The 24,609-nt window shown below is 66.0% G+C and carries 20 protein-coding genes; 13 read left to right on the top strand and 7 right to left on the bottom strand.

Translation table 11 applies throughout. From position 1 onward, the window contains the following. The first annotated feature begins 24 nt into the window (after window positions 1-24). From CRO22_RS06575 to CRO22_RS06560, 4 genes are all read left to right on the top strand, one after another. Window positions 25-960, top strand: a complete 936-nt coding sequence (locus CRO22_RS06575) for a Hint domain-containing protein (RefSeq protein ID WP_176518568.1) — start codon at window positions 25-27, stop codon at window positions 958-960. A 70-nt stretch (window positions 961-1,030) separates the two neighbouring features. Next, window positions 1,031-1,963 carry a methylated-DNA--[protein]-cysteine S-methyltransferase gene (locus CRO22_RS06570; protein WP_245860903.1) on the top strand — a complete coding sequence of 311 codons (933 nt, stop codon included), beginning with the start codon at window positions 1,031-1,033 and terminating at the stop codon, window positions 1,961-1,963. A 116-nt stretch (window positions 1,964-2,079) separates the two neighbouring features. After that, on the top strand, window positions 2,080-2,754 hold the full coding sequence (locus CRO22_RS06565) for an OmpA family protein (protein WP_097069337.1): 675 nt from the start codon (window positions 2,080-2,082) through the stop codon (window positions 2,752-2,754). Window positions 2,755-2,853: 99 nt separating this feature from the next. After that, complete coding sequence (locus CRO22_RS06560; protein ID WP_097069336.1) at window positions 2,854-3,636, top strand: FadR/GntR family transcriptional regulator; 783 nt, start codon at window positions 2,854-2,856, stop codon at window positions 3,634-3,636. Window positions 3,637-3,734: 98 nt separating this feature from the next. Here the strand turns inward: CRO22_RS06560 and groL are convergent, their stop codons facing one another. Together groL and groES are read right to left on the bottom strand one after the other, a co-directional pair. Continuing rightward, window positions 3,735-5,372 carry a chaperonin GroEL gene (gene groL, locus CRO22_RS06555; RefSeq protein ID WP_097069335.1) on the bottom strand — a complete coding sequence of 546 codons (1,638 nt, stop codon included), beginning with the start codon at window positions 5,370-5,372 and terminating at the stop codon, window positions 3,735-3,737. A gap of 46 nt (window positions 5,373-5,418) precedes the next feature. Then, on the bottom strand, window positions 5,419-5,706 hold the full coding sequence (gene groES, locus CRO22_RS06550; RefSeq protein ID WP_097069334.1) for a co-chaperone GroES: 288 nt from the start codon (window positions 5,704-5,706) through the stop codon (window positions 5,419-5,421). Between the two features lie 333 nt (window positions 5,707-6,039). Between groES and ilvD the strand changes: the two genes are divergently transcribed. Together ilvD and CRO22_RS06540 are read left to right on the top strand one after the other, a co-directional pair. Then, window positions 6,040-7,875: a dihydroxy-acid dehydratase gene (gene ilvD, locus CRO22_RS06545; RefSeq protein ID WP_097069333.1), complete on the top strand. Its 1,836-nt coding sequence runs from the start codon at window positions 6,040-6,042 to the stop codon at window positions 7,873-7,875. 181 nt (window positions 7,876-8,056) lie between these two features. Continuing rightward, window positions 8,057-9,535, top strand: coding sequence for an alpha/beta hydrolase (locus tag CRO22_RS06540; protein WP_097069332.1), 1,479 nt, complete (start codon window positions 8,057-8,059; stop codon window positions 9,533-9,535). On the opposite strand, the gene CRO22_RS06535 is transcribed toward CRO22_RS06540, so the two are convergent. The 4 genes from CRO22_RS06535 to dnaG form a co-directional block, all read right to left on the bottom strand. After that, the gene (locus tag CRO22_RS06535; RefSeq protein WP_097069564.1) at window positions 9,536-11,383 is read right to left on the bottom strand and encodes a cation-translocating P-type ATPase; all 1,848 of its coding nucleotides are present in this window, start codon (window positions 11,381-11,383) and stop codon (window positions 9,536-9,538) included. A gap of 203 nt (window positions 11,384-11,586) precedes the next feature. After that, window positions 11,587-11,856 (bottom strand): hypothetical protein, encoded by a 270-nt coding sequence (locus tag CRO22_RS06530; RefSeq protein WP_097069331.1) that lies wholly within the window; start codon window positions 11,854-11,856, stop codon window positions 11,587-11,589. Between the two features lie 130 nt (window positions 11,857-11,986). Then, window positions 11,987-13,993, bottom strand: a complete 2,007-nt coding sequence (rpoD, locus tag CRO22_RS06525; protein ID WP_097069330.1) for an RNA polymerase sigma factor RpoD — start codon at window positions 13,991-13,993, stop codon at window positions 11,987-11,989. 131 nt (window positions 13,994-14,124) lie between these two features. Continuing rightward, a complete protein-coding gene (gene dnaG / locus CRO22_RS06520; RefSeq protein ID WP_097069329.1) occupies window positions 14,125-16,047 on the bottom strand; it encodes a DNA primase in 1,923 nt (640 codons plus the stop codon). Window positions 16,048-16,354: 307 nt separating this feature from the next. On the opposite strand from dnaG, the gene CRO22_RS06515 reads away from it, so the two are divergent. The 3 genes from CRO22_RS06515 to CRO22_RS06505 are packed head-to-tail and all read left to right on the top strand — an operon-like array spanning window position 16,355 to window position 19,235. Then, window positions 16,355-18,031 carry a TadE/TadG family type IV pilus assembly protein gene (locus CRO22_RS06515; protein WP_097069328.1) on the top strand — a complete coding sequence of 559 codons (1,677 nt, stop codon included), beginning with the start codon at window positions 16,355-16,357 and terminating at the stop codon, window positions 18,029-18,031. 10 nt (window positions 18,032-18,041) lie between these two features. Beyond that, entirely contained in the window at window positions 18,042-18,602 is a 561-nt protein-coding gene (locus CRO22_RS06510) for a TadE/TadG family type IV pilus assembly protein (protein ID WP_097069327.1), read from the top strand. A 6-nt stretch (window positions 18,603-18,608) separates the two neighbouring features. Further along, window positions 18,609-19,235, top strand: coding sequence for a hypothetical protein (locus CRO22_RS06505; RefSeq protein ID WP_097069326.1), 627 nt, complete (start codon window positions 18,609-18,611; stop codon window positions 19,233-19,235). A gap of 32 nt (window positions 19,236-19,267) precedes the next feature. Here the strand turns inward: CRO22_RS06505 and CRO22_RS06500 are convergent, their stop codons facing one another. Continuing rightward, window positions 19,268-19,855, bottom strand: a complete 588-nt coding sequence (locus tag CRO22_RS06500) for a TetR family transcriptional regulator (RefSeq protein WP_097069325.1) — start codon at window positions 19,853-19,855, stop codon at window positions 19,268-19,270. A 139-nt stretch (window positions 19,856-19,994) separates the two neighbouring features. Here CRO22_RS06500 and CRO22_RS06495 point away from each other — a divergent pair, with 139 nt between their 5' ends. The 4 genes from CRO22_RS06495 (at window position 19,995) to recJ (ending at window position 24,557) form a co-directional block, all read left to right on the top strand. Continuing rightward, window positions 19,995-20,198, top strand: coding sequence for a hypothetical protein (locus CRO22_RS06495; RefSeq protein ID WP_097069324.1), 204 nt, complete (start codon window positions 19,995-19,997; stop codon window positions 20,196-20,198). Between the two features lie 91 nt (window positions 20,199-20,289). Further along, on the top strand, window positions 20,290-21,588 hold the full coding sequence (locus CRO22_RS06490) for a homoserine dehydrogenase (RefSeq protein WP_097069323.1): 1,299 nt from the start codon (window positions 20,290-20,292) through the stop codon (window positions 21,586-21,588). A gap of 143 nt (window positions 21,589-21,731) precedes the next feature. Continuing rightward, complete coding sequence (gene glpX / locus CRO22_RS06485) at window positions 21,732-22,697, top strand: class II fructose-bisphosphatase (RefSeq protein ID WP_097069322.1); 966 nt, start codon at window positions 21,732-21,734, stop codon at window positions 22,695-22,697. Window positions 22,698-22,814: 117 nt separating this feature from the next. Next, entirely contained in the window at window positions 22,815-24,557 is a 1,743-nt protein-coding gene (gene recJ, locus CRO22_RS06480; protein WP_097069321.1) for a single-stranded-DNA-specific exonuclease RecJ, read from the top strand. Window positions 24,558-24,609: the final 52 nt, after the last annotated feature.

Raw genomic sequence — 24,609 nt, 5'->3', positions numbered from 1 at the left:
GCATCCGGCACGGCAGGAGGTTTCATGGAATACGGCTATCCGGTTTCGGCGCTCAGCTTCGATGCCGAGCAGGCGCGGTGGTCGTTGCCGCACGATTTCGATGCGGAAACGATGCTGTGGCAGATCTCGCATGACGAGTCCGGCGCCACACTCACCGATGCGTTGGGCACGAAGCGGGCACAGGGCGTGATGACGGCAGATGTGCCGCTTGTGCTCGAAAAGCCCGGCGGCGGCACGCTGCGCCTCGACCGGATCGAGATCGATGGCGTGCTCGCTTTCTACATGCCTGCCGATCTTCTGGTGCCGGGGGCGGATTATCGCGAAGTGGAGCCCTTCGCCCTGCCCGCGCGCGCCGCGAGCCCCGAGGAAATCGCCGGGATGCAGGCGCTCGGCGCCGGAACGATGGTGGCGACATCCGATGGGCCGGCGCCGATCGACTGGCTGCGCCCGGGCGACCGGGTGCTGACCCGCGACAACGGCTATCAGCCGCTGCTCTGGGTCGGTCAACACACGATGCCGCGGCGCGCACCGGTCGAAACCCGGCCCCTGCGCCTTTGCGCCGAGTGTTTTGGTGAATCCCTGCCCGAGCGTGACGTGCTCGTCACGCCGGGCACCGGCATCTTGCTGGCCGGACACGAGCTGGAACTCTGGTTTGGCGAAAGCGAAATGTTCGCGCCGGCCCGCCATGCCCTGCCGCAGGCGGAAACCGGGGCCGGGCGGCAGATCCTTTATTCGATGCTTTTCGAAGCGCCGCAGGTGGTGCTGGCCGAAGGCATGTGGGTTGCCACGGTGCATGCCGATGCCGGTTATCTCTCGCTTCTCCCCGACACTCTGCGCGGCCCCCTGACCGCCCAGGTTGCCACGGGTCATGCCGAGCCCGCGCGCGCCTGGCTGGACGACTGGGAAGTGGCGATGTTCCGCCGCGAGCGGCTGGCACGGGCGCGCCGGCTCGCCGCCTGAGTGCCGAAACCGCAGCTTTCGGGTCGCTTGTCGACCTTGCCCGGGCTAGTCTTCGGGCAAGGAGACCGCCATGACCGCCCCGATGCCCGACAGCTTTCCCCCCGATTGTTTTCCCTCTGATGAGCCCGATGCGCTCGAGGATCGTTATCATTACCGGGTGATCGCGCGCGCGATTGCCGAGATCGACGCCGCCCAGGCCGAAGCGCGCGCCGCAGGGCGCCCGGCACAGGTCTCCCTGGCCGATCTCTCCGCCCGGCTCGGCTTCTCGCCCGCACATTTTCAGCGCCTTTTCACCGCCTGGGCCGGTGTTTCGCCCAAACGCTACACACAATATCTCGCGCTCTCGCTCGCGCGTGAGCTGCTGGCCGAGAAACTGCCGCTCGATGCCGTGGCCGAGGCGGCCGGGCTCTCGGCGCCCTCGCGCCTGCACGACCTGATGCTGCGCTGGGAGGCGATGACCCCGGGCGATTACGCCGCGGGCGCGGCCGGGCTTGAGATCTGCTGGGGCAAGTTTGAAACCCCCTTCGGCGCGGCGCTCGCCTTTGCCACGGCGCGCGGGCTCTGCGGCCTTGCCTTCAGCGCCGAAATGGGGGTCGAGGCCGCCTTCACCGATATGGCGCGCCGCTGGCCCGGGGCGAGCCTGCGCGAAGATCCGGCCGCGCTCGCCCCCCTCATGAAAGCGGCTTTCGGGGGCGTAGGGGCAGTCCCGCTCGCGCCGATCGGCGCGCCATTCCAGCTCAAGGTCTGGGAGGCCCTTCTCGCGATCCCGCCCGGAACGGCGACAAGCTACGGCGCGCTCGCGGCACAAATCGGCACCCGTTCGGCCGCGCGCGCCGTGGGCACGGCGGTCGGGCGCAACCCGGTGGCGCTCCTGATCCCCTGCCACCGGGTGCTGCGGCAATCGGGCGGGCTCGGCGGCTATCACTGGGGGCTCGGGATCAAGCGCGCGATCCTCGCGCGCGAGGCCGCACGCCGCGAGTCCGCTCCCCTCGCCCAGATGTGATGCGCGAAAATATGCCCATTCATGCAGCAGTGATGGAACCGGGACGCCGTTCCGGCGTAGTATTGCCGAAACGGCCACAGGGCCATCCCACAGGGCCATCAATGACAGGGCAGAGCATGACCAGATCCCCCTTCCTCCTTGCCGCGACCGCTGCGATCCTGACGCTCGCGGCCTGCGATGACGGTTACAACGGCCAGAGCTACAATGGCTCCGGATCCGGCCAGATGTCCAACACCCAGGCCGGGGCGCTCACCGGTGCGCTTCTGGGCGGCGCTCTGGGCGCCACAAGCGGCGGCGACGAACGGATCACCAAGGCCGCGGCGGGGGCGATCATCGGCGGGCTGATTGGCGGCGCCGTCGGCAACCAGCTCGACAAGCAGGCGCAGGAGCTGCGCCGCGACCTCGACACGAATGGCGTCTCGGTCGTTCGGCAGGGAGACCGGCTCGTGGTGACGATGCCGCAGGATGTGCTTTTTGCCACCGACAGCGCGGCGGTGCGCCCCGATCTGCAACAGGATCTCTACACGCTCGCGGGCAGCCTCAACCGCTACCCCAACACCACGGTCGAAGTGGTCGGCCATACCGATTCCGACGGCGAGGCCGCCTATAACCAGCGGCTTTCGGAATCGCGGGCCCGCGCCGTTGCCAATATCCTCGTCAATGCCGGAGTGCCGCAAGCGCGCGTCGTCTCCTATGGCCGCGGCGAGGAACAGCCGGTCGCCTCGAACTATACCCCCGAGGGCAAGGCGCAGAACCGCCGCGTCGAATTCATCATCCGCGCGAACCAGTAAGGCGCGCCCGCAGGCAAGACGAAGGCCGGGCCCCGCCCGGCCTTTTGCCGTCTTGCCCCCCCGGATCATTGGTCATAACTTCTGACCACGGGGGAAATCATGCCATTTCAGAAGATCGAATCCGAAAAGCTGGCCGCGGCGGTGGTGCGTCAGATCGAAACGCTGATCCTGCAGGGGGTGCTGCGGCCGGGGGAACGCCTGCCCTCCGAGCGCGAGCTCTCCGAGCGGCTCGCGGTGTCGCGGCCGAGCCTGCGCGAGGCGATTGCCGAGTTGCAAGACTCCGGGCTTGTGACCACGCGTGCGGGCTCGGGCATCTTCGTTGCCGAAGTGCTGGGCCATGCCTTTTCGCCCGCGCTGATCCGGCTCTTTGCCCGCAATGATCAGGCGGTGTTCGACTATCTCGCCTTCCGGCGCGACCTTGAGGGAATGGCGGCAGAACGCGCGGCGCGGCTTGGCTCGGACACCGATCTGAAGGTGATCGACACGCTCTTCGAGCGCATGGAAGCTGCACATAGCAAGCGCAATCCGACTGATGAGGCGAGCCTCGATGCGCAGTTCCACATGGCGATCGTCGAGGCCGGGCACAACATCATCATGCTGCACATGATGCGCGCGATGTTCGACCTGCTGACCGAGGGCGTGTTCTACAACCGGCAAGTGATGTTCCGCAACCGCTCCACCCGGGATGCGCTGCTGGCACAGCACCGCAGCATCAACGCCGCCATCCAGGCCCGCGACGGCGCGGCCGCCCGGGCGGCGGTGGCGGCGCATATGGATTTTGTCGAGGTCTCGCTTGGCGAGCAGCGCAAGGCCGACCGGCACGAGGCCTTGGCCCGGCTGCGGCTCCAGCACACCAGCGAAAAAGCCGCCAAACCGGAGTAAGCAGGCCTCCCCTAGGGGGCACGGCCCGTGCCATGCCCCAAGCCAATGCAAAAGGGCGCCCTTGCGGGCGCCCTTCGCGTTTCGCTGCCGGGGCAGGATTACATCATGCCGCCCATGCCGCCCATGTCGGGCATGCCGCCCGCGGCCGGTTTCGGCTCGGGCTTCTCGGCGATCATGCATTCGGTGGTGATCAAGAGGCCCGCCACCGACGCCGCATCTTCAAGCGCGGTACGGGTGACTTTCGCCGGGTCGATCACGCCGAATTTGAACATGTCGCCATATTCTTCGGTCTGCGCGTTGAAGCCGAAGGTGTGGTCGTCCGATTCCCGGACCTTGCCAGCCACCACGGCGCCGTCGACACCGGCGTTTTCAGCGATCTGACGCAGCGGCGCTTCGAGCGCACGACGCACGATGGCGATACCGGCATCCTGGTCGCCATTGGCGCCGGTCACGCCGTCGAGCGATTTCGCCGCCTGCACGAGCGAGACGCCGCCGCCGACGATGATGCCTTCCTGCACGGCCGCACGGGTCGCGTTGAGCGCATCGTCCACACGGTCCTTGCGCTCTTTCACTTCGACTTCGGTCATGCCGCCGACGCGGATCACCGCAACGCCGCCCGCCAGTTTGGCAACGCGTTCTTGCAGTTTCTCACGGTCGTAATCCGAGGTGGTTTCCTCGATTTGCGCGCGGATCTGCGCCACGCGGGCGTCGATTTCCGCCTTGTCGCCAGCGCCGTCGACGATCGTGGTGTTCTCTTTCGAGATCGAGATCTTCTTGGCGCGGCCGAGCATGTCGAGGGTGACGTTCTCGAGTTTCATGCCGAGGTCTTCCGAGATCACCTGACCGCCGGTCAGGATCGCGATGTCCTGCAGCATGGCCTTGCGGCGATCCCCGAAGCCCGGAGCCTTGACGGCAGCGATCTTCAGACCACCACGGAGCTTGTTGACCACGAGGGTGGCGAGCGCTTCGCCTTCCACGTCTTCGGCGATGATGAGGAGCGGCTTGGTCGACTGGATCGCCGACTCGAGCAGCGGCACCATCGGTTGCAGCGAGGAGAGTTTTTTCTCGTGCAGCAGGATGTAGCAGTCTTCCAGATCCGCGATCATCTTGTCGGGGTTGGTCACGAAATAGGGCGAGAGATAGCCGCGGTCGAATTGCATCCCTTCGACGACTTCAACCTCGGTATCCATGCCCTTGTTTTCTTCGACGGTGATCACACCCTCGTTGCCGACCTTTTGCATCGCGTCCGCGATGAAGCGGCCGATCTGCGCTTCGCCGTTGGCCGAGATGGTGCCGACTTGCGCGACTTCGTCGCTGTCTTTCACCGGGCGGGCGGCGGCCTTGATCGACTCCACGACTTTCGCGGTGGCGAGGTCGATGCCGCGCTTCAGGTCCATCGGGTTGAGGCCCGCGGCGACCGATTTCAGGCCTTCCTTGATGATCGCCTGCGCGAGCACGGTGGCGGTGGTGGTGCCATCGCCAGCCTCGTCATTGGTGCGCGCGGCGACTTCCTTCACCATCTGCGCGCCCATGTTCTCGAACTTGTCGGCCAGTTCGACTTCCTTGGCGACCGTCACACCGTCCTTGGTGATGCGCGGCGCGCCGAAGGATTTTTCGATCACGACGTTGCGGCCTTTCGGGCCGAGGGTCACTTTCACCGCATCCGCGAGCACGTTGACGCCTTTCAGCATCCGGTCGCGGGCGTCGGTGGAGAATTTGACTTCTTTGGCTGCCATGTTGAGGCTCCTTCAAATATCGTTGGGGATCAGGGTCGTCTCGCGATTACGAGATGATCCCCATGATGTCCGACTCTTTCATGATCAGCATTTCAGTGCCGTCGAGCGTCACTTCGGTGCCCGACCATTTGCCGAACAGGACGCGGTCGCCCACTTTCACCGAAGGAGCGATCAGCTCGCCCGAATCCTTGCGCGCGCCTTCACCCACCGCGACGATCTCGCCTTCGGCCGGTTTTTCTTTCGCCGTGTCGGGGATGATCAGGCCGCCTTTGGTTTTTTCTTCGCTCTGCACGCGCTTGACCAGCACGCGGTCATGAAGCGGTTTGAATGCCATCTGGGTCACTCCCTAAGGTTCCAGGTTGTCGCTTTTAGCACTCACATCGGCTGAGTGCCAACGGAGGGCGATCTAGTCATCGTCCCCCGCCCTGTCAACTCCCGGGCCACGAAAATTTTGCGCGTGCCTTGCGCGATTGCGGTGCGCGGATCTTTCCCGTCTTCTTGGGCGCAGACCTGCCGTGGCCCTGCCTTTCGGGATCGATTCCGTTCTCCGCCCGAAGGAACACCGAACGGAGAAAGGCCGCGCTCCGGTCGCTTTCGCAACGGCATGGCATTCGGCGACGCGCTGCGTTAGAAGGGCGCCAGCCGCATGCCAGACCGGAGACAGCCGATGCCTTTCTATCGTTCCCGCAAATCCACCCATGGCCGCAACATGGCCGGCGCCCGTGGCCTGTGGCGCGCCACTGGCATGCAGGACGGGGATTTCGGCAAGCCGATCATTGCGGTCGTCAACTCCTTCACGCAATTCGTGCCGGGCCATGTGCATCTGAAAGACCTTGGCCAGATGGTCGCCCGCGAGATCGAGGCGGCAGGCGGTGTTGCCAAGGAGTTCAACACCATCGCCGTCGATGACGGGATCGCGATGGGCCATGACGGCATGCTCTATTCTCTGCCCTCGCGCGAAGTGATCGCCGATTCGGTCGAATACATGGTCAATGCCCATTGCGCCGATGCGATGGTCTGCATTTCCAACTGCGACAAGATCACCCCCGGCATGCTGATGGCGGCGATGCGGCTCAACATTCCGGTGATCTTCGTCTCTGGCGGGCCGATGGAAGCGGGCAAGATCGACCCGTCGATCATGTCCCATGACATCGACCTGATCGATGCGATGGTGGCCGCGGCAGATGATAAATACACCGATGATCAGGTGGCCGAGATCGAGCGCGCCGCCTGCCCGACCTGCGGCTCCTGCTCGGGCATGTTCACCGCCAACTCGATGAACTGCCTGGCCGAGGCGCTGGGCCTTGCGCTGCCGGGCAACGGCTCGATGCTCGCCACCCATGCCGACCGCAAGGAGATCTTCCTTGAGGCGGGCCGCCGCATCGTCGAGATCACCAAGCGCCATTACGAGGGCGAGGAAAAGGGCCTCCTGCCGCGCGACATCGCCACCCATGCGGCGTTTGAAAACGCGATGAGCCTCGATATCGCGATGGGCGGCTCGACCAACACGGTGCTGCACCTTCTGGCCATCGCCTATGAGGGCGAGGTCGATTTCACCATGGATGACATCGACCGTCTGAGCCGCAAGGTGCCGGTGCTCTGCAAAGTCGCCCCCGCCGTCTCGCATGTGCATATGGAAGACGTGCACCGCGCGGGCGGCATCATGGGGATCTTGGGCGAGATGCACCGCGCGGGGCTTTTGCACGGCGATTGCGGCACCGTCCATTCCGCTACCATCGGCGAGGCGATCGCGAAATGGGACGTGATGACGGCGAATGACCCGGCGGTGGACACGTTCTACCGCGCCGCGCCGGGGGGCGTGCGCACGACCGAGGCGTTTTCGACCCAGAACCGCTACAAGGAGGTGGACCGCAACCGCGAGACGGGCGTGATCCGCGCCGCGGAATACGCCTATTCCAAAGATGGCGGGCTGGCCGTGCTCTTTGGCAATATCGCGCTCAACGGCTGCATCGTGAAGACCGCGGGGGTGGACGAGTCGATCCTGAAATTCTCCGGCCCGGCGAAAGTGTTCGAAAGCCAGGATGATGCGGTTTCGGGCATCCTCACCGGCAAGGTCACCGAGGGCGAGGTGGTGGTGATCCGCTTCGAGGGGCCGCGCGGCGGCCCCGGCATGCAGGAAATGCTCTATCCGACGAGCTATCTGAAATCGAAGGGGCTGGGGAAGAAATGCGCGCTCCTGACCGATGGCCGGTTCTCGGGCGGCACCTCGGGTCTTTCGATCGGCCACGTCTCGCCCGAGGCGGAGGAAGGCGGGCTGATCGGGCTGGTGGAAACCGGCGACAGGATCGAGATCGACATCCCGAACCGCACCATCCACCTTGCCGTGGCCGAGGATGTGCTGGAAGCGCGCCGCGCCGCCAAGGGGCCGCTGCCCTGGACCCCGGCCGCGCCGCGCACCCGCGCCGTTTCGACCGCGCTCAAGGCCTATGCGCTTCTGGCCTCCTCGGCGGCGAAAGGCGGCGTGCGGATCTTGCCGAAATAAGCCCCGGCGCCACCACAAAGCGAAAAGCCCCCCGCGCGGGGGCTTTTTCTTGCGCGGCCGCCAGCTTCTTGCGCAACCTCCGGCGCCGCGCGCTTGCGCCCGCTTGCACCACGCGCGCTTTCGGTCAGACTGAGGCCGCCCCTGCCACCCAAGATCCCGTCACCCAACCAGAGACGCGCCCGTGAGACATCCGCTCCGCCATGCTGCCCTTGGTCTTTTTGCCCTCGGCCTGATCGTCGTTTCGGTGTTCCTGCTGGAACGGGAGCGCGCCGGGCTCGAGATCCGGCCCGTCCCGCTCGGCCCGACACCGGTCACGCTTTACCAGCAGCCCGGCGCCACTGGCCCGGCGGTGGTCATTGCGCATGGCTTTGCCGGCTCGCGACAGATCATGCAGGGCTATTCTTTCCGGCTTGCGCAGGCAGGCTACCGCGTCCTTGCGTTTGACTTCGAGGGGCAGGGCCGCAACCCGGTGCCGATGCGCGGCGATGTGACGAAGATCGAGGGGACAACGGTTTATCTGATGGCCGAGACGCGGCGGGTGATTGCCGCCGCCCGCGCGTTGCCGGGCGCGCCGGAGGTGGCGCTTCTGGGTCATTCGATGGCGACCGACATCATCATCCGCGCCGCCAAGGAAGAGGCGGAGGCGGGCACGCCGGTGGCCACTGTCGTTGCAATCTCGTCGTTCTCGGAGGCGATCACCCCCGATTTTCCGCCGCGGCTCGAGATCATCTCGGGCGAATGGGAGGGGATGCTGCGCGGCTTTGCGCGCAAGGCGGCCGAACAGGTGGTGCCAGAGGCCAAGGAGGGCACGCTGGTTGCCGCCGATGGCGTGGAACGGCAAACCGTCGTTGCACCGCATGTGGGGCATGTGGGCGTGCTCTACAGCCCCGCCGCCATCACCGCCGCCCGCGCCTGGCTCGACCGCGCCTTCGGGCGCGAGAGCAAGGCCCCGGTGGACCCGATGGGGGTCTGGCTCGTCACGCTTTTCACCGGCATCGTGCTCCTCGCGCATCCGCTGATTGCGCTTTTGAAAAAGGGGCCGGGCTTTATTCCCCTGCCCCGGCGCCGCTTCCTGATCGCCACGCTCGCCCCCGCGCTCGTCACGCCGCTTGCGCTGGCGGCGCTGCGCGTCAACCCGCTCGGGGTGACGGCGGTCTTTTATCTCACCATCCATCTCGCGCTTTACGGCGGGCTGCAACTTGCGCTCCTGCGCGGCGCGGGGCTGAAGCGGCTGCACGGGAAGGCGGTCGCGTTCTTCCTGATCTGGGGGCTTGGCGTTTTCGGCTTCGCGATGGATCGCTATTTCATCAACTTCTGGCCCTCGCCCGAGCGCGCCGGGCTGATCGCCCTCATGCTGTGCGGCACGCTGCCTTTCATGCTCGCCGATGCCGCGCTCACCGAGGCGGGGAACGCCGCCTTCTGGCGCCGGGCGCTGGCGCGGCTGGCGGCCCTTGCCTCACTCGCCGGCGCGGTGGCGCTGGGCGATCAGGACCGGCTCTTTGTGGTGATGGCGATCCCGGTGCTGTTGGCGTTCTGGCTCGGGCAGGGGCTGATCGGGCGCTGGCTGGCGCGGCGCACGGGCGCCAGCGCCGCCGGGCTCGGGCTTGGTCTGGCCCTCGCCTGGGTGATGGGCGTCACGCTGCCGCTTCTGGCCGCCTGATCAGGCGCGCGCCTTGCGGATCGGGTCCGCAAGGAGCCTCAGCCCGTTGAGCACGACGAGCACCGTGCCCCCCTCATGGCCGATCACCGCAATCGGCAGCGGCAACGCGAAGAAAAGCCCCGAGATCACCAGAACGAGCATCGCCGTCATCGCAAAAATCAGGTTCTGGCGAATGATCGTCGCGGTGCGGCGGGCGAGCCGATGCGCCTCGGCAAGACGTCCGATGTCTTCGGAGAGAAGCGCCACATCGGCGGCCTGAAGCGCCACTTCTGAGCCCGCCGCCCCCATGGCAATGCCCACATCGGCGCGCGCAAGTGCTGCAGCATCGTTCACCCCGTCGCCCACAAAGGCGACCCGGCCCTTGCCTGCGAGCTCCCCCACAAGGCGCAGCTTGTCCTCGGGGCGCAAATCGGCGTGGATTGCCGCGGGGGCGATGCGCAGCTCCGCCCCCACCTGCTCGGCCACCGCGCGCCGATCCCCCGTCAGCATCAGGATCTCGCCAACACCGCCCGCACGCAGCGCGCCAAGCCCGTGCGGCGTGGAGGCCCGCGGCCGGTCCTCGAACCCGGCAACGCCCAGAAGCTGCGCGCCGCGGCCCAGCAACACCAGCGTGCGTGGCGCGGCATGAAGCCCTTCGGGCACCTGGCTCGCGGCATCGGCCTCGGCCTTCGCGCCCATGCGGGTGGCGAGCCGCAGGTTGCCCGCCCAGATCACGCCGGTCTCGTCAACGCCGACCATCCCCTCGCCCGGCACCGCGCGTGCCTCGCGCACCGCCACGGGGGCGATGCCGCGCGCCTCGGCGGCGCGCCGGATGGCGGCGGCAATCGGATGCTCGGAATGGGCCTCGAGCCCGGCGAGACGCGCGAGAAAATCGGCCTCGTCGCAGGTCGCGTGGATCTCGACGAGTTCCTGCTGGCCGGTGGTCAGCGTGCCGGTCTTGTCAAAGGCGAAGGTCTCGACCTTGGCGAGGGTTTCGAGCGCGGCCCCGCCCTTGAAGAGCACCCCGCCCCGCGCCGCCGCCGCCAACGCGGAGAGGATCGCCGCCGGAACCGAAATCACGATGGCACAGGGGCTCGCCGCCACCAGCAGCGTGGCCGCCTTGTAAAGGGACACCTGCCAATCATGGCCCAGCGCGAAAAACCCACCGAAAGCAAGGATCGCGCCCACCAGAACGGCGACGGTATAGCGCTGACCGAACCATTCGGAAAAGCGCTCGGAGGGCGCGCGCTCGGCCTGTGCCTCGGTGACCAGAGCGATCATCCGCGCCACGGTGCTTTCGGTCAGCGGGCGGGCCACCTCGACGGCGAGCACGCCATGCAGGTTCACCGTCGCCTCGAACACCTGCGCGCCGGGGGCCTTGTGCACCGGCACCGATTCCCCGGTGATGGTGGATTCATCGACCGAGCCCTCGCCCTCGACCACGCGACCATCCACCGGCACCCGTGCGCCGGGGCGCAGCATCACCACATCGCCGGGGCATAGGCTCTCGACGGGAACCTCCTCGACACCATCCCCCACCCGCTTGAAGGCACGGTCCGGGCGCAATTCCATCAGCGCCTCGATGGCGCGGCGGGTGCGGCCCATGGCGCGATGCTCAAGCGTGGTCGACAGGCTGAAAAGCGTGAGCAGCACCGCCCCTTCGAGCGCGGCGCCAACGGCGGCGGCGGCCAGCGCCGCGATCACCATCAGAAGGTCGATGTCGAGGGTGCGCTCTTTCACAAGCGCCTCGCCCGCGCGCAGCGCTGCGGGCACGCCACCGGCGAGAAACACGAGGAGAAGCGCCGCGGCCTCGGCCCAGCCTTCCTCGAAACCGGGCAAGAACCAGTGGCAGGCCGCCGCCAGCGCCATGCCGATGATCGTTGCCCAGGTCAGCAATAGCCGTTGCAGCTCTTCACGCACATCCGTTCCCTTCCGTCCCTCACTCCCGGCGCCTCTCCTGCGGTGGGGCGTGGCCCGGTTTAACGGGTTTCGCACCGGCGGGACAGGTGGCGCATCGCCCCCGCCGCTAGCGTGGCGAGCTTACAGCAAGCTGACAGGGAGCCACGCCAGAGTCAGTCAGGCGGGAAATGCTCGGTGAGATAGTCGACCACCGCTTTCATCGCCTCGGGGCGGCGCTCGATATCGGTCATCCGCTCGACATGTTTGACCCAGCCTGCGCGGGTCTTGCCGTCGCAATTTGCGATTTTCATCAGCGAGTGACAGCGGGTGCATTCCTTGCGCACCACGCTGAGCCCCGCGCCATCGGGGATCGGCAGCGCGAAGGCCGCCCCCGTGGTCAATACGGGTAACAGGAAAACGAGGGCGGCGGCGCGGGGCTTCATCGGCAAGTTCCAGAGTGGTGGCCCGATCATGCGCCGCGAGGATGACGCTTTTGCAACGCCCGCCTGCGACCGATGCGCCCAAAAGCAAACGCCCCCGAACTTCGGGGGCGCTGAAAGATCTGGCGATCTCTTACTGGTCGAGGAAGGAGCGCAACTTGCGCGAGCGCGACGGGTGCTTGAGTTTGCGCAGCGCCTTCGCCTCGATCTGGCGGATCCGTTCGCGGGTGACCGAGAACTGCTGACCCACTTCCTCAAGCGTGTGGTCGGTGTTCATGCCGATGCCGAAGCGCATCCGCAACACCCGCTCCTCGCGGGGCGTGAGCGAGGCCAGAACCCGCGTCGTCGTTTCCTTCAGGTTTTCCTGAATCGCGGAATCCAGCGGCAGGATCGCGTTCTTGTCCTCGATGAAATCTCCGAGCTGGCTGTCTTCCTCGTCGCCAATCGGGGTTTCGAGGCTGATCGGCTCCTTGGCGATCTTCATCACCTTGCGAACCTTCTCGAGCGGCATCTGCAGCTTTTCGGCCAATTCCTCGGGCGTCGGCTCGCGGCCGATCTCGTGGAGCATCTGCCGCCCGGTGCGCACCAGCTTGTTGATCGTCTCGATCATATGCACCGGAATGCGGATCGTGCGGGCCTGGTCCGCGATGGAGCGGGTGATCGCCTGACGGATCCACCAGGTCGCATAGGTCGAGAACTTGTAGCCGCGACGGTATTCGAATTTATCGACCGCCTTCATCAGGCCGATGTTGCCTTCCTGAATGAGGTCGAGGAATTGCAGGCCGCGGTTGGTGTATTTTTTCGCGATCGAGATCACGAGCCGCAGGTTCGCCTCGACCATCTCTTTCTTGGCCTGACGGGCTTCCTTTTCGCCCTTCTGCACCTGGTTCACGATGCGGCGGAATTCGGAAATATCGACGCCGACATACTGGCCCACCTGCGCCATCTCGTAGCGCAGGTCTTCCAGCTTGTCGCGGCTCTTTTCCATCAGCGTGGCCCAGGCCCGGCCCGATTTCGCGGCCATCCGGTCCATCCAGGTGGGGTCGAGCTCGTAGCCGCGGTATTCGTCGATGAACTCGCGGCGCGGGATGCGGGCATTGTCGGCAAGCTTCACCATGCCGCTGTCGATCGACATGATCTTGCGGTTGATACCGTAAAGCTGGTCGATCAGCGCTTCGATGCGGTTGTTGTGCAGATGCAGTTCGTTCACGAGCAGAACGATTTCCGAGCGCAGCTTCTGGTAAGCGGCCTCTTCCGCCACCGAGAAGGTGCCGTCCTCGTTCAGCGTCGCGGACATGCGCTGGTCCTGCATCTCGGCAAGGCGGGCGTAATCATCGGCGATCTGGTCGAGCGTTTCGAGCACTTTCGGCTTGAGCGCGGCTTCCATCGCGGCGAGCGACATGCTGGAGCCGTCATCCTCGTCGTCATCCTCTTCGACGCGCGAGATCGGGTTGCCGTCCGCATCATATTCGGGCTCGTTCGAGGCCGGGCGCGGCTGCTGCGCGCCGGGTTCGGCGCCTTCCATGTCGAGCCCGTCAACCGGGCTCTCACCCAGTTCGTCCTCTTCGCCATCGATCGAGCGGCCGAAGGTGGCATCAAGGTCGATCACGTCGCGCAGCAAGATCTCTTCGGAGAGAAGTTCGTCGCGCCAGATGGTGATCGCCTGGAAGGTCAGCGGGCTCTCGCAGAGCCCCGCAATCATCGTGTTGCGGCCCGCCTCGATGCGCTTGGCGATGGCGATCTCGCCCTCGCGGGAAAGCAGCTCCACCGAGCCCATCTCGCGCAGATACATCCGCACCGGATCATCGGTGCGGTCGAGCGTTTCCGCAGTGGTGCCCGCCACCGCGATTTCGCGCGAGCCGGAGCCGGTGGCGACCACCTCGCCGCCCTCGCTCTCCTCGGCTTCCTCGCCCTCGACCACGTTGATGCCCATCTCGGAGAGCATCGACATCACATCCTCGATCTGGTCGCCCGAAACCTGTTCGGGCGGCATCACGGCATTGAGCTGGTCAATCGTGATGTAGCCCCGCTCCTTCGCCTCGGCGATCATCCGCTTTACCGCGGCCTGGCTCATGTCGAAGGAAGTATCCTCGTCGGCGGCGGTCTCAGGCTTGGTGTCGTCGATGTCCTTGGCGGCCATGGGCGCTCCTTGATCGGGCTTCATCGGGCAAATCATCGCTGCGCGGGGCCTCGCGCAACGGAATCGAATCGATTCCCGCCGTTGTATCGAATCACAGCGGCGAATCACAGGGCGAATCAAATCATCGCATTTCAGCGGCCCGAATGTTTATCGAGCAGCGATTGCAGGAATTGCGACATCGCCGCACGATCCTCGCCGAGATCGGCGGTATCGTTGATTTTCGACTTTTCGGCATGGTGATAAGCCTTCGTCGCCTGCGTAATACGCCACGTCACGCCCTCGTCGGCCAGGCCTTCGAGCGCTTCCATGGCGTCCTCGATCTCTGCTTTCACCGCGCGGGCGGCCGAGAGTTTCGCCAATTCCTCTGCCAGACACATGCGGGCAAAAGCGGTGTCATCGCGGCGCAACACGGGGGGAGCGGTGCGCACATGGGGGTGGACGCGCAGCTTTTCAAGGGCCGGTGCCGCCTCTTGAGCCAGCGTTTCGGCAAGATCGGCGGGCGGAGCGGCGGCATGGGCGAGCATGAGCGCGAGCGCCGCGTCAAAATCGGGGTCGGTGAGATGCATCCGCTCGAGCTGACTTTCGAACTCGGACACGAGCCCCGGATGTGCCACGAGAATGGCCAGGCACATGGTCTCGCGCAATTGCTCGGCCACTGCATCGGTGGTGGCGGCGGCCAGAAGCGTGGAGCGGGTGGCGGGGAGTGGCAGCGCCGGACCCTTGCCGGGCTTCCAGGCGCCGCGTGCCCGCGGCGGTTGCCACTGGCTCGCAGTGCCGAAAAGCTCTTCGCGCAGCCGCTTGATTTCCGCCCCGTAATGAGCGCGCAGCGAGGGATCGGTGATGCGCAAAAGCGCCGCGCGCAGGATCTTGTCGAGCGCCGCGCGGCGCTCGGGGCTGTCAAACACCTTGCCCTCGGTCTCGCGCCGCCAGAGCAGATCCACCATCGGCCGCGCGCCTTCGAGCACCTTTTCCATCGCGCCGCGCCCCTCGGCGCGAATGAGATCATCCGGGTCTTGCCCGCCGGGCAAAAGCGCAAACCGCAGCCCCTTGCCCGCCTCCAGCATCGGCAGAGCCAGATCGACAAGCCGCATTCCGGCGCGCAGTCCCGCCGCATCTCCATCGAGCGCGATCAGCGGCTCCTCCGCGATCCGCCACATCAGCCGCAACTGATCTTCGGTGATCGCAGTGCCCAAAGGCGCCACTGCCCCCTCGAACCCCGCCTCGACCAGCGCGATCACATCGACATAGCCCTCGGCCACGATCAGCTTTTGCCCGCGCCCACAAGCGGTGCGCGCGGGGCCGATGTTGTAAAGGTTGCGCCCCTTGTCAAAAAGCGGCGTCTCGGGGCCGTTGAGGTATTTTGCCCGCGCATTCGGGTCCATCGCCCGCCCGCCAAGGCTGATCGCGCGGCCCCGCGCATCGCGGATCGGAAAGATGACCCGGCCCCGGAACCGGTCATAGGGTGCGCCGCCATCCTCCGGGCGGATGCAGAGCCCGGCCTCGACGATCAGATCGGGGGCGATCCCCTTGCCGGTGAGCGCCTGAAACAGGCCGTGACGGGTGTCGGGCGCGAAACCGATTTCGAAGCGCTCAAGTGCCGAGGCGCCAAGGCGGCGGCGGGCCAGATAGTCGCGCGCGCCTGCCCCCGCCTGGGTGTTGAGTTGCAGGCGGTAGTATTTTACCGCCTCCTCCATCACCTGCGCGAGCTCCGTGCGCCGGTCGGCGCGCTCGGTGGCCTTTGGGTCGCGCGCGGGCATCGGCATTCCCGCCTCGCGCGCGAGGATCTCCACCGCCTCCATGAAGGAGACGTTTTCCGTCTCCTTGATGAAGCCCAGCGCATCCCCCTTCGCGTGGCAGCCAAAGCAATAATAGAAGCCCTTGCGGTCATCGACGTGGAACGAGGCCGACTTTTCCTGATGGAACGGGCACGGCGCCCAGTAATCGCCCTTGGCGCGGTTCGATTTGCGCTGATCCCATACCACCTTGCGCCCGACAACATCGGACAGGGTCACGCGGGTGCGCAGCTCATCAAGGAAACCGGGGGGCAGGGACATGGTGACAGTATCGGCCCTCGTCGCACCAGAGTCGAGAGGGGCGACGCGAAGAGAGCGGGGACGAATCAGGGTTTTGGTAAGGTTGATGGCATTACGAAACGGGTAAGAGACGGGCAGGCCCGGTGCCAGATTGTCGCGCGGGGCGAAACCGCCCGACGGCACGGGACAAGACGGTTGACCGAACACGTGCCAATCGGCCCAAGCGGCCCTCATGATGCCTCATTTCCGCCCCCTTCCCCCTCGATAAGGAGAGGAATTTTCTTCCGTGCGCAGCCCCCCTTGCCGCGCCGAACCGGAGTATGACGCCATGACAGCGCATCAGCCGCGCAAGCACCGCATGCCTCGGGCCCTCCCGCCCCGTCCCGTGCGACGCCGGATCGGCGATCTGCTGCGCGACGAGGAAGGCGGGCTGCTGATCCTGTCACTCCAGCTTTTTGTGGTGATGATGATCTGTACCGGGGTTGCCATCGATTTCGTGCGGATCGAGGAGCGCCGCGCGGTGATCCAGAACACGCTCGACCGCGCATCCCTCGCCGCCGCCTCGCTGTCGCAGGATCTCGACCCCGAACTCGTGGTGCAGGATTACCTCGAAAAAGCCGGGCTCGGCGCGCTGAAAGTGACCACCACCGTCGATGAGGGCAATTTCGACGAGTGGCGCCGCGTGACCGTCACCACGAAAGACAATATGCCGACGATCTTCGGCCCGCTGGTGGGGTTGGAATCGCTCTCGACCGCCGGCCGCAGCCAGGCGCTCGAATCGGTCGGCAACGTGGAAATCTCTCTGGTGCTCGATATTTCCGGCTCCATGAGCGGCACGAAGATCAGCCGTTTGCGCAATGCAGCCAGCGATTTCGTGGAGACCATGTTCGACACGGTGCAGCCCGAGGGCGCCCCGGCGGGCCGGTTGTCGATGTCGATCATCCCCTATAACCAGCAGGTGGTACTGGGCGACGATTTTGCCTCGCTGTTGAATCTTTCCACCGATCACACGGAAAACACCTGCGCCGATGTGGAGCTCTTGTCGGACGGCGACTTCCAGATCTCGGATACAACGCCGCTGCTGCGCACCATGCATGGCGACAGCTACCCCAACTCCGGCAGCCTGTCGAACTGCGTTGAAAGCAGCAAGGCCGAGGTTCTTGCGTTCTCCAACAGCGAAACGGCGCTGAAATCGAAGATCTCGGGCCTGAGCGCGGGCGGCAACACCTCGATTGACTTCGGCGCCCGTTGGGGGCTTGCGCTGCTCGACCCGGCCGCCCAACCGATCCTTGACGCGATGATTGCGAACGGCACGGCAAGTTCTGACCTCGACGGGCGGCCTTTTGCCTATGATGACGGCAGCCAGGACATTGACGATATCGCCCTCAAGGTGATGGTCTTGATGACCGACGGCCAGAACACCTCTGCCTATTCGACCGGGGCAGATTACCGCACCGGCAATGCGGGCGTCTATTCGGGCTATTTCGTCTCCACCAAGAGCGCCACGGCTTTTGCCTCGTCGAGCAATTCCGCCTACTGGAACTATCTCTATTATTATGTGCCCGGCAAAAGCGCCCCCTATTACAGCATGAAAAACAAGACCTGGTCCTCGAACCTTTCGGGCACGATTCACCCGATCACCTGGCAAACGGTCTGGGATTACAACGACAAGCTCTATACGATCATCTCGACCTTCCTCGTGCCGCCGATTGCAAGCTGGAAAGGCTGGGGCAGCTCCACCGCCTACAACAAGATCTATGATCTGATGGCGATCCAGTCGGTCTCAAGCGACAAGGACGACGCCCTTGATGCGCTGTGCACCGCGGCGAAAGACCAGAACATCACGATCTTCACCATGGCCGTGGATGCCCCCAGCTCGAGTATCGAACTGCTCGCGTCCTGCGCCACCGCCGAAACCTATGCCTATGACATCGACACCGACCAGATCGACGACGCCTTCGCCTCCATCGCCGCCGCGGTGAACGCGCTGCGGCTGACAAACTGAGGAGGCCGCGATGCCCAAACCCCGCCCCTCGCGCCTCACCCAGCCCCTCCTGCGCCGGTTCCGCGCGGAAGACGGTGCGGTAACGCTCCCGGCGCTTCTGTGGTTGCCGTTCTTCGTCATGCTGATGGCCGCCAGCGTCGAACTCGAGATGCTGACGGTCAAACAGACCCTGCTTGACCGTGGCGTTGATCTGACGACGCGGATCCTGCGTCTGGGAATCGACGATCTGCCCGATCACGACACGCTCAAACGCTCGGTCTGCGAGAATATGGGGTTCATCGGCAATTGCATGGACCGGCTCGCGATCGAGGTGTTTCCGGTCGACACCGACACCTGGACGAGCACCGGCGCCTCCGACGTGCTCTGCACCGATTCAACTTCGGCGGCGGAACTCTCGCCGCAGCTTCAGGCGGGCGATTCGAACCAGATGATGATCCTGCGCGCCTGCCTGAAGATCGACACGATGATGGAAATAAACCCGCTCGCCGCCGCGCTCACCCGCGATGCGGGGGGGCAGGTGGCGCTTGTGTCGATGACCGCTTTCGTCAACGAACCGCGCCCCGGGAGCTGATCCGACATGATACGCCTGCTTCGCAAATTCTGGCGTCAGACCGACGGCGCAGTGGTCTTCGAAGGGCTGTTTGGCAGCCTGTTGCTGCTTGGCTGGTACGCGATCGCCTTCCAGTTCTATGATGTGTTCCGGATGCGCGCCCAGGTGTTGCGCGCGTCCTATACCGTTGCCGATCTGATCTCGCGCGAGCGCAACGCGATCGGTCCGACCTATGTGACCGGATTGAAGAAAGTCTTCGACTATATCTCCAATACGAGTGACTCGGATGGCACCTGGCTGCGGCTGACGTTGATCTCCTGCAGCGCCCAGACCTCCGACAATTGCGATGGCGTGAGCAAAGCCTTCACCCTCGCCGCGCCCTCCTACACCACCGCGACGAGCGGGGTTTCGGTGCATACCACCACCTCGATCAATGCCGAGCATGAGCGGATCCCGATTCTCGCGCCGGGCGACATGGCCGTGGTGCTGGAGAGCTCCTACCCGTATTTTCCGATCCTCGACATCGGCGACATGGCGCTTTTGCTGGATGGCGAGACCTGGACCCAGCAGGGGTTGAGCTCGAAGCTGCGGTTCTCGAATTTCGTCGTCACCCGCCCGCGCGGCCCGCAGACGGTCTGGAACAGTACCAAATAACCGGCCCCCGCGTCGCCGCGACCGTTTCCGCTTCAGGCCGCGACCGCCTTGCGCACCATGTCCCAGTAGATCGTCTCGACCGTCTCACGGCCCAGCCGCCCGCCCTCACGATACCAGGTCGTTACCCCGGTCAGCATTGCGATGATCGCCATCGTCGCGAGCTTGGTATCGGGCAGCACGAGGCTGCCCTCCGCCTGTCCCGCTTTCAGGATCGTTTCAAGCTCGGCCTCATAGCGACCGCGCAGCGCCTCGATCACCGCGAAATTCGCGGCATTCAGGTTGCGCAGTTCCATGTAACTCAAGAACACCGCCTCGGCCCGCATCAGGTTGTAGCGAATATGGAAGCGCACGAAGGATTCGAGCGTACCAAGCGCGCCGTCTCCTCGCGGCTCCTCCGCCCAGGCGACAAGCAACTCCTCCATATGTGTCTTCAAAAGATCGAAGAGCAGCGCCTCCTTGTCGGGGGTGTAGAGATAAAGCGCCCCCGCCTGCACCCCGACGGCCGCCGCAATCTGGCGCATCGAGACCGCCGCGAATCCGTGCCGGGCAAAGAGCCGAGAGGCCTCCGCGCGAATGCGCGGGCCGGTGATTTCCGAATGTGAGCCGGTTTTGCGTGCCATTGCGCCACGCTATCTGAACGCGGCTTCGGCCTTCAACCGCAAACAACCGGGGGCCCCCGAACGCCTCTGGCGCCCGCCGCCGCGCCCACCTATGGTGGCGCCAGTCCACCCGACTCCCGTGCAACCGACCGGAAAGCGCATGCGCCTCAGACCGTTCCTTCTGCTTGTGCCGTTTTTCCTTTCCGCCTGTGGCAGTGCCGGGCAGGAGGCTTATCCGGCGCTGGTGCCGGTCGATACGCTCCTCGCCGAAGAGCCGCTCACCCCCTCGCCGGCCCCCGAACTTGAGGCCCGCGCCGCGGCACTGCGGGCCCGCGCCGCCGCCCTGCGGGCCGAAACCCCGTGACCCCGGCAAGGGGCGCGCGCCACGGGCGCGTTGCAAGCCCGCAGCCAAACCGCTAACAGGGCGGAAAGCTCACCAGACGCACGAGGTCCCCATGTCCGCCCCCGACGCATCCCCGCTCCGCCTCGGCATCGCCGGGCTCGGCACCGTCGGCATTGGCGTGGTGAAGATCGTGCAGCGCCATGCCGAGATGCTCGAGGCGCGCACCGGCCGCAAGGTGGTGATCACCGCCGTGAGCGCCCGCGACCGTACCAAAAACCGCGATGCGGATCTTTCCAGTTACGCCTGGGAGGTCGATCCGGTGGCGCTCGCCACGCGCGAGGATGTGGATGTTTTCGTCGAGCTGATGGGCGGGCATGAGGGCGCGGCGAAAGACGCGACGATGGCCGCGCTGAAAGCCGGCAAGGATGTCGTCACCGCGAACAAGGCGCTGCTCGCCCATCACGGTCAGGCACTTGCCGAACTGGCCGAAGGCGCGGGCCGGGTGATCCGCTTCGAGGCGGCTGTGGCGGGCGGCATCCCGGTCATCAAGGCGCTCACCGAAGGGCTCGCAGGCAATGCGATCCGCCGCGTGATGGGTGTGATGAACGGCACCTGCAACTATATCCTGACCCGGATGGAAACCGCGGGCCTCCCCTATGAGACCGTGTTCGAGGAGGCGCGGCAGCTCGGCTATCTCGAGGCCGATCCGCAGCTTGACGTAGGGGGCATCGACGCGGGCCACAAGCTCTCGATCCTCGCCGCGATCGCCTTCGGCACCAAGGTGAGCTTCGAGCATGTCGTGCTCGAGGGCATCGGCTGCATCTCGATCGACGATATCCGCCGCGCCGCCGACATGGGCTACAAGATCAAACTTCTGGGTGTGGCGCAAATGACCGGCCGCGGCCTTGAGCAGCGCATGATGCCCTGCCTCGTGCCCGCCGCCTCGCCGCTCGGCCAGTTGCAGGGCGGCACCAACATGGTGGTGATCGAGGGCGACTCGGTCGGCCAGATCGTGCTGCGTGGCGCGGGCGCGGGCGAAGGCCCAACCGCTTCGGCGGTGATGGGCGATGTGCTTGACATCGCGCGCGGCACGCGGCTTCCCACCTTCGGCCAGCCCGCCGCACGGCTTGCCGATCCGATTCCGGCCGCGGTCTCCGCCCCAGCGCCCTATTACCTGCGCTTGCAACTTCTCGACAAACCCGGCGCGCTCGCCAAAGTTGCGGCGGCGCTCGGTGATGCGGGGGTATCGATCTCGCGCATGCGCCAATACGGCCATGCCGACACCACCGCCCCGGTGCTGATCGTCACCCACAAGACCACCCGCGACGCGATCGACGTGGCGATTGCCGCGCTTCCCGCGACCGGCGTGGTCGAGGGGCAACCTGTTGCGCTGCGGATCGAGGAAGTCTGAACGCGCATGCGCCGGGCCACTCGGCCCGGAGTGCCAAGGAACACACACACGAAACCGCGATTTCGCGTTAGCGTTCACAGGCTTGTCACCCGGTACTGCGACGGATTAGCTGGGCACGACCCGCAAACACGACAGGACAAGCCATGACCCCCCCCACCGATTTCAATGACCGACTGCTTTCTCTGGGCCTTGCCCGGGTCTCGGAAGCGGCGGCCCATGCCTCGGCCCGCCTGATCGGCCATGGCGACGAGAAGGCCGCCGACCAGGCCGCCGTGAACGCGATGCGCGAACAACTCAACAGCCTCGACATCAAGGGTGTCGTGGTGATCGGCGAGGGCGAGCGCGACGAGGCGCCGATGCTCTATATCGGCGAAGAGGTCGGTACCGGCGAAGGCCCGGCGGTGGATATTGCGCTCGACCCGCTCGAAGGCACGACCTTGACCGCAAAAGACATGCCCAATGCGCTCACTGTCATCGCCATGGCGCCCCGCGGCACAATGCTGCATGCGCCCGATGTCTATATGGACAAGCTGGCGATCGGCCCGGGCTTCGAGAAAGACGTGGTCAGCCTCGAAATGTCCCCGACCGAACGGGTGGCTGCGCTCGCGAAGGCGAAGGGCTGCACCAATCAGGACATCACCTGCTGCATCCTCGAACGCCCGCGCCATGAAGCGCTGATCGAGGAAGTGCGCGCCACCGGCGCCGCAATCCGGCTGATCACCGATGGCGACGTGGCGGGCGTGATCCACTGCGCTGAACCCGATGTGACGGGCATCGACATGTATATGGGCTCGGGCGGCGCGCCCGAGGGCGTTCTTGCGGCCTCCGCGCTCAAATGCATGGGCGGGCAGATGTGGGGCAGGCTTCTCTTCCGCAACGATGACGAGCGCGGCCGGGCGAGAAAGGCGGGGATCACCGATCTCGACAAGATCTATGCACGTGACGACATGGTGCGCGCCGATGTGATCTTCGCCGCGACCGGGGTGACGAACGGCTCGATCCTGCGCGGCGTGAAGCGCAATCCGAAGTTCATCGAGACCGAAACGATCCTGATGCGCTCGAAAACCGGCTCGGTGCGCCATGTGATCTACCGCAATCCCATTCGGTGAGGGAGGAAACGGGGGGCTGCCGCCCCCCGCACCCCCCGCTTTTCGTGGGGGCCATGCCCCCACACCCCCGCGCCCGCCCCTCTGGCGGGCGTTTCGCTTTTTCGGTAATCCCGTCGCATGAGTGCTTTTCTGACTGTCGAGAATTCGTTGACGGGGCGGCGCTGGGTCGGCCCGACGATCGAGGCTGACCGGCTGGCCGAGGCGATGGCGCAGGCGACCCGCCTGCCCTTGCCTCTGGCCCGCGTGCTGGTGGCCCGCGGCGTGACGGCCGAGCAGGCGGAGGGCTTCCTTGAGCCCACCCTGCGTGAACTTCTGCCCGATCCGCACCGGCTCAAGGACATGGAAAAGGCCGCGGCGCGCTTTCTGCTCGCCCTCAATCGGCGAGAAAAGATCGCCGTCTTCGCCGATTACGACGTCGATGGCGGCGCCTCCGCGGCGCTCCTCATGATCTGGCTGCGCGCCTTCGGCCATGCCGCAACGCTCTACATTCCCGACCGCATCGACGAGGGCTATGGCCCCAATGTGCCCGCCATGCAGGCACTCGGTCGCGATCATTCCCTGATTGTCTGCGTCGATTGCGGCACGCTTTCGCACGAACCGGTGGCGGCCGCGCGGCCCGCCGATGTGGTGATCCTCGACCATCACCTCGGCGGTGAGACCCTGCCCCCCGCGCTTGCCTGCGTGAACCCGAACCGGGCCGACGAACCGGGCGATCTCGGCCATCTCTGCGCCGCCTCTGTGGTGTTTTTGATGCTGGTCGAGGCGAACCGGCAACTGCGGGCGCAACAGGTCAAGGGCCCTGACCTCATGGCGCTTCTGGATCTCGTGGCGCTCGCGACCGTGGCCGATGTGGCGCCGCTTGTCGGCGTGAACCGGGCGCTGGTGCGCCAGGGGCTGAAGGTGATGGCGCGGCGCGAGCGCCCCGGCCTTGTGGCGCTGTCCGATGTGGCGCGGATCGACCGGCCGCCCACCGCCTACCACCTCGGCTTCCTGCTCGGGCCGCGCGTCAACGCGGGCGGGCGGATCGGTGCGGCCGACCTCGGCGCGCGGCTTCTCGCCACCGAGAGCCCGACCGAGGCGGCAGCGCTGGCGGAACGGCTCGACCGGCTCAATGCGGAGCGCCGCGAGATCGAGAACCGGGTGCGCGCGGCCGCCCTCGCCCAGGCCGAGGCGCGCGGGCTCGACGGCCCGCTCGTCTGGGCGGCGGGGGAGGGCTGGCACCCGGGCGTGGTCGGCATCGTTGCGGCACGGCTGAAAGAGGCGACAAACCGCCCGGCGGTGGTGATCGGGCTCGAAGGCGGCATCGGCAAAGGCTCGGCGCGTTCGGTGGCGGGGGTCGACCTTGGCGCGGCGGTGCAACGCGTGGCGGCGGAGGGGCTTCTCGTCAAGGGTGGCGGGCACCGCATGGCGGCGGGGCTGACGGTCGAGGAAGGCCGAATTGAGGCCGCGATGGCACGCCTTGCCGACCTCCTCGCCCGCCAGGGCGCGGGCGCGGGCGGGCCCACCGATTTGCGGCTCGACGGACTGTTGATGCCTGGCGCCGCAACGCCTGCCCTCGTCGAAGATCTTGAGCGGGCAGGCCCTTTCGGCCAGGGCGCGCCCGGGCCGCGCTTTGCCTTTGCCGAAATGGCGATCTCGGGGGCGCGGCGGATCGGCGAGAGCCATCTGCGGTTCTCCCTCGGGGCTGGGATGGGCTCGAAGATCGACGCCGTGGCCTTCGGCGCCTTCGACGGCCCACTCGGCCCGGCGCTCTCGGCTGGCGGCGCGGGGCGCTTTCATCTCGCCGGCAAGCTCGAGATCAACAGCTGGGGCGGGCGCAATCGCGTACAACTGCGCCTTGACGATGCAGCGCGCGCCTGAGGGCGTCACTAGCCTTTGTTTTCGTGAGATTTTCCACCTTGTTACAGAGCCG

It is taken from the genome of Rhodobacter maris (genome assembly GCF_900217815.1).
In the GTDB taxonomy this organism is placed as follows: domain Bacteria; phylum Pseudomonadota; class Alphaproteobacteria; order Rhodobacterales; family Rhodobacteraceae; genus Rhodobacter; species Rhodobacter maris.
The sequence above is the reverse complement of the archived record's forward strand: the minus strand, read 5'-3'. Positions and strand labels throughout refer to the sequence as shown.

Coding starts and splice junctions, on each gene's coding strand:
- CRO22_RS06575 (WP_176518568.1), top strand. CDS start 25: ATGGAATACGGCTATCCGGTTTCGGCGCTCAGCTTCGATGCCGAGCAG.
- CRO22_RS06570 (WP_245860903.1), top strand. CDS start 1,031: ATGACCGCCCCGATGCCCGACAGCTTTCCCCCCGATTGTTTTCCCTCT.
- CRO22_RS06565 (WP_097069337.1), top strand. CDS start 2,080: ATGACCAGATCCCCCTTCCTCCTTGCCGCGACCGCTGCGATCCTGACG.
- CRO22_RS06560 (WP_097069336.1), top strand. CDS start 2,854: ATGCCATTTCAGAAGATCGAATCCGAAAAGCTGGCCGCGGCGGTGGTG.
- groL (WP_097069335.1), bottom strand. CDS start 5,372: ATGGCAGCCAAAGAAGTCAAATTCTCCACCGACGCCCGCGACCGGATG.
- groES (WP_097069334.1), bottom strand. CDS start 5,706: ATGGCATTCAAACCGCTTCATGACCGCGTGCTGGTCAAGCGCGTGCAG.
- ilvD (WP_097069333.1), top strand. CDS start 6,040: ATGCCTTTCTATCGTTCCCGCAAATCCACCCATGGCCGCAACATGGCC.
- CRO22_RS06535 (WP_097069564.1), bottom strand. CDS start 11,383: ATGGCGCTGGCGGCGGCCTGCCACTGGTTCTTGCCCGGTTTCGAGGAA.
- CRO22_RS06530 (WP_097069331.1), bottom strand. CDS start 11,856: ATGAAGCCCCGCGCCGCCGCCCTCGTTTTCCTGTTACCCGTATTGACC.
- rpoD (WP_097069330.1), bottom strand. CDS start 13,993: ATGGCCGCCAAGGACATCGACGACACCAAGCCTGAGACCGCCGCCGAC.
- dnaG (WP_097069329.1), bottom strand. CDS start 16,047: ATGTCCCTGCCCCCCGGTTTCCTTGATGAGCTGCGCACCCGCGTGACC.
- CRO22_RS06515 (WP_097069328.1), top strand. CDS start 16,355: ATGACAGCGCATCAGCCGCGCAAGCACCGCATGCCTCGGGCCCTCCCG.
- CRO22_RS06510 (WP_097069327.1), top strand. CDS start 18,042: ATGCCCAAACCCCGCCCCTCGCGCCTCACCCAGCCCCTCCTGCGCCGG.
- CRO22_RS06505 (WP_097069326.1), top strand. CDS start 18,609: ATGATACGCCTGCTTCGCAAATTCTGGCGTCAGACCGACGGCGCAGTG.
- CRO22_RS06500 (WP_097069325.1), bottom strand. CDS start 19,855: ATGGCACGCAAAACCGGCTCACATTCGGAAATCACCGGCCCGCGCATT.
- CRO22_RS06495 (WP_097069324.1), top strand. CDS start 19,995: ATGCGCCTCAGACCGTTCCTTCTGCTTGTGCCGTTTTTCCTTTCCGCC.
- CRO22_RS06490 (WP_097069323.1), top strand. CDS start 20,290: ATGTCCGCCCCCGACGCATCCCCGCTCCGCCTCGGCATCGCCGGGCTC.
- glpX (WP_097069322.1), top strand. CDS start 21,732: ATGACCCCCCCCACCGATTTCAATGACCGACTGCTTTCTCTGGGCCTT.
- recJ (WP_097069321.1), top strand. CDS start 22,815: ATGAGTGCTTTTCTGACTGTCGAGAATTCGTTGACGGGGCGGCGCTGG.